Source organism: Hyphomonas sp. (assembly GCF_040882205.1).
GTDB lineage: Bacteria > Pseudomonadota > Alphaproteobacteria > Caulobacterales > Hyphomonadaceae > Hyphomonas.
This window is the reverse complement of sequence record NZ_JBBEBT010000172.1, coordinates 1-4064: the sequence shown is the minus strand read 5'-3', so window position 1 is coordinate 4064 and position 4064 is coordinate 1. Positions and strand designations below refer to the sequence as shown.

The 4064-nt window shown below is 62.0% G+C and carries 5 protein-coding genes; 3 read left to right on the top strand and 2 right to left on the bottom strand.

What is annotated here, in order from left to right; genetic code table 11:
- Positions 1 to 1606 (top strand): WD40 domain-containing protein (locus WEA77_RS07010; protein WP_368067157.1); only part of this gene is annotated, 1606 nt, incomplete at its 5' end.
- Between the two features lie 20 nt (positions 1607 to 1626).
- Here WEA77_RS07010 and WEA77_RS07005 read toward each other — a convergent pair.
- Positions 1627 to 1980, bottom strand: a complete 354-nt coding sequence (locus tag WEA77_RS07005) for a hypothetical protein (RefSeq protein ID WP_368067156.1) — start codon at positions 1978 to 1980, stop codon at positions 1627 to 1629.
- A gap of 94 nt (positions 1981 to 2074) precedes the next feature.
- Entirely contained in the window at positions 2075 to 2845 is a 771-nt protein-coding gene (locus tag WEA77_RS07000; RefSeq protein WP_368067155.1) for a DUF4344 domain-containing metallopeptidase, read from the bottom strand.
- A 227-nt stretch (positions 2846 to 3072) separates the two neighbouring features.
- Between WEA77_RS07000 and WEA77_RS06995 the strand changes: the two genes are divergently transcribed.
- Both WEA77_RS06995 and WEA77_RS06990 read left to right on the top strand, forming a co-directional pair.
- Entirely contained in the window at positions 3073 to 3426 is a 354-nt protein-coding gene (locus WEA77_RS06995) for a hypothetical protein (RefSeq protein ID WP_368067154.1), read from the top strand.
- A gap of 12 nt (positions 3427 to 3438) precedes the next feature.
- The coding region (locus WEA77_RS06990) for a hypothetical protein (RefSeq protein WP_368067153.1) at positions 3439 to 4064 on the top strand (626 nt) is incomplete at its 3' end.

Sequence of the window (4064 nt, the reverse complement as noted above, 5' to 3'; positions counted from 1 at the left end):
TGAAACCGGACGCTTGATCCGCACACTGAGCGGCCATACGGGGCCGGTCTTTGGTGCATCCTATTCTGCCGATGGCGGGCTGGTTGTGACGTCAAGTTTCGATCAGACGGCGAGCATCTGGACGGCTTCGACAGGACGCCTGCAATCGACACTGGAAGGGCATTCGGACACAATCCTGAATGCAGTGTTTTCTCCGGATGGAAAATCCGTGGCGGCTGCCAGCGGCGACGCGGCCGCCAGTCTCTGGGACACCCGTACCGGGCGCCTGAAACATTATCTGCGTGGACATGCCGGGGCCGTGCGGGCCATCCGCTATTCACCGGACGGGAAAACATTGCTTACGATCAGCAATGATTCGACTGCCAGGCTGTGGGATGCCGAAAGCGGCGAACTTGTCCGGACACTACTTGGGCATGGGGACCGGATCAGGATGGGAAGCTTCTCTCCGGACGGCTCTCAGATTGTCACCGCCAGCGACGATGACACAGCCAAGATCTGGCAGACCCGGGGCCGCCTGCTGGCAACGCTGGTTGCGGGCGGCGAGGACGTTTCCTTTGCCGAGCTTTCGCGGGACGGCGCCTACCTGGTCTCCGCGGCGCAGGACGGCCAGGTGCAAGTCTGGGACACCGCGAGCAGCAAGCGTCTCGCAGTCCTGTCGGAGCACACCGGCAGCGTCTACGGCGTGGCTTTCTCGCCCGGCGGCCTGCATGTGGTAACGGCGGGTGAAGATGCGACAAGCCTGATCTGGGACTGGCGCGCCGGCAGGATAGTTGCGCGCCTTGCGGGGCACGAGGGCTCCATTAACAGCGCCTCCTATACCCGGCAGGGTGACAGGATCGTCACGGCAAGCTCGGATGGGACGGCAAGGGTCTGGAGTTCGTCCGGCGGCGAGCCCCTGACAACCCTTACCGGCCATGAAGGCGCCGTTCGCGGCGCCGAGTTTTCCGCCGACGGGAAACTGATCGTCACTTCCGGGCACGACCGGACCGCGCGCATCTGGACGTCCGCAGACGGATCACCCAGCGGTGAGCTCCAGGGCCATAGCGGCAGTGTCAGCTCTGCCATGTTCTCGCCAGACGGAGCCTATATTGTTTCCGGAAGTGACGACGGCACAGCGCGTGTCTGGAACGCGCGAGACCAGCGCGTCATCACGACGCTGAGTGCCTCGAGAGGACGCATATTCGGCGTCCAGTTCTCTCCGGATGGAACCAGGATCGCAACCGCTCACCTCGACCAGACGGCCAACATCTGGGACACAGCGTCCGGACGTCTCCTCGGCACATTGCCAGCTTTTGGAAGCGATGCACGCAGCGCGACCTTCTCGGCGGACGGCCGGCGCATCGTACTGGCCAGCAGTGACGGAAAGATCAGGCTGTGGGACATTTCCCGCCAGACGCAGAGCTGGGATGTCCTGGCTGGCGATGCGTGTACGCGGCTGCTCTCTGCCAGCGGCCGGAATTTCTCGGAGCTCGAAATCGAAACAGACCCGCTGCTTCAGGCCGAATGGCCGGACAGCGCGCGCGATGTCTGCCGCGATATTGACGGTGTTCCCGCGATTGGCGAACTGAATGACGCCGCAGGGCTTATGCCCGCCGGGACGGAATAACCCCGCGGCGAGCGTTCAGGCTAATCGTCGGGACGGGTACCGGGACGCGTCGAGCCGCCAGGATTGCTCTCATCGGTCGAACCCGGCGCAGCGAGGACTGCGCCCTCCGGCTCTATAGCGCCAGGCTCGGCGGTTGCCGGCTCATCGGCGGGTTCACTTTCGGGTTCAACCGGGCCTGCTTCCTCTGCTGCGACTTCTGCGTCAGCGCAGTCTTCGTCTTCAGCGCAGAATTCCGTTTCTTCGGGAAACTCGGCGGGCTCTTCAGCTTCGATCCCGTCGGCTCCCTGCGCAAGCGCAGGCGCCAGACCCGTGAATGACATTGCCGCCCCAAGCATCATGGACGCTGAAAGCAGTGATTTGTTTATCAGACGCATTTCTACAGTTCCTCCCACTTAGTGTTCCAGATCCTACTCCCGACCCGAATTGAAGCATACGCAATTGTGCAGACGGCGCGCTTTTCTGTTGCTGTTACCGGGTCTCGTCATCGAATCCGCGCATGCCGTACTTCAGCCGGGCATCAATCATCTCGTAGCAGAGCGTGATCACGAAATGATCCTGATCCGGCGTTGTGCCCCGAACGCGATCTGAATAAAACGTGTCCGGCTTGGCCTTGCCGGTACAGCTCATCGCCTGGATCGTCGTGCGGTGCGTGAGATAGAAGTCGAACTCGATATCAGACTTGAGGTCTTCGGCGATCCCGCTGTCCTGAAGAAACTGCCGGGCGTCTTCCATGCCGCCGGCAGGGGCCGCATACACCACCTCGATCTGGCGTCCCACCTCACCGCTATAGTCGCGGAAGACCTCTTCGACATCGTCCTCGATCTGCTTGTAGTCGGCAGAGCAGTCGCGCCCCTCCGGAACATATTCGGCAAACTCGCTGAATGCAGACGCATTGCTTCCGTACATGAGGCAAATGATTTCAAGTGCACGCACTTCGGCCGGGGCATGTGGTTCATTGCGAACAATCGAACTGTCGACCTGCAACCATCCTCCGGCTGCACTGATGATCTCGTCGACACCGTCCGGATCATCCGCATCGGGCGCCAGGAGCACCATCGCAAACCGGTCTGCGTAGTCTTCCCGGTCCATGGCAGTCCAGTCCGGCCGGCTGTTCAGGTCAGCAACCTGTCCCATCAGCATGTGACCAGCTTCGTGATAGGCGAGGAAACGCACAAACCCGCGCACGAAGGTTTCGGTCTCGGCGTCCCGGCCCTGCGCCTGAACGGGCGCGGACACCATAGCGGACAAAAAAGCTGCAAATGCCAGCCAACCCCCATACCGCACAGGCACACTCCTCTTCTGGAGCACTCACCCTATGCTGTTTGAGCCGTCAGGAGAAGATACGGCGCTGCGGGAACAGTACGCCTCTGGCTGATTAAATTCCCGAAGTACCGGAACCTTTGTTTCCGGCGCCCGTTACAATCGCATGGCCCGAGCTCCTTCCTGGAGCGGCCGAGGAGATCCCCATGAAAACGATTGTCGCTGCGGCCCTGGCGGGCGCGCTTCTATTTGCTGCACCTGCAGCACTCGCTGAACCCGCGCGGGATGAACTCATCCGCACGCAAGCCCAGATCGCTGCCCTGAACACTGCCGACGCCTCGTCGGCGGCGCCGGTCAACTTCCAGGAAGCGCAACTTCGCCTCAACGAAGCGCGGACTGCAGAAGACAAGAACAAGGACACGACCTCGCTCTGGCGCTCGGCAGAAGCCTCGCTCCAGGCCGAAATCGTCCAGGAAAAGATCAAACTGCAGGCCCTTGAACGCACCGTCTCTGAAATCGAGACCGGTATCGCCACGCTGCGCCGCGAACTGAACTCATAGAAAGCCATCCAAATGCAACACGCACTCAAAAAAACTGCTGGCCTCGTCGCGCTTGCGATCTCGCTTGGCGCTTGCGCCTCCACGCCGGAAGCAAACCCCAGGTTGCTGATGGCTGAAACTTCGCTCCAGCAAGCCAAGGCCAATCCGGCGACGATGGAATCCGGCCGCTCGGCCATCGAGAAGGCAGATGCAGCGCTCACCGCCGCCCGCGACGACTATTCGCGCGGCAAGGATGACGCGTACACGCACAATATCCGCATGGGAGAGGGCTATCTCGATCTCGCCGAAACGCGCGGCCTCCAGCGCAGTGCCAATGCCAGGATCGAAGCCTTGAATACGCAGCGCGCAGAAGTTGTCTCGCAGGCCCGGATGCGCGAAGTCGCTGACGCCCAAGCGGCGACAGCGGCCGCCGAAAACCGCGCAGACCAATCTGCCGCCGTTGCCGCAGGCGCCGTCGCAGACAGCGCCGTTTCGCAAGCGGGCCGGGTTGCCGCGGAAGCAAGGACTGCTGCCCTGGCGGCAGAACTTGCCGGATATGAGCAGACCAAAACCGATCTCGGTGTAACCCTGATCATGCGCGATCTTCAGTTCGCCTCGGGATCAGCCGTCCTGACCACGGGCGCGCAGGGCCGCCTTGC

Excerpts from the sequence above, each read along its gene's own strand:
- WEA77_RS07005 (WP_368067156.1), bottom strand. The coding sequence starts at position 1,980 with ATGCGTCTGATAAACAAATCACTGCTTTCAGCGTCCATGATGCTTGGG.
- WEA77_RS07000 (WP_368067155.1), bottom strand. The coding sequence starts at position 2,845 with ATGGTGTCCGCGCCCGTTCAGGCGCAGGGCCGGGACGCCGAGACCGAA.
- WEA77_RS06995 (WP_368067154.1), top strand. The coding sequence starts at position 3,073 with ATGAAAACGATTGTCGCTGCGGCCCTGGCGGGCGCGCTTCTATTTGCT.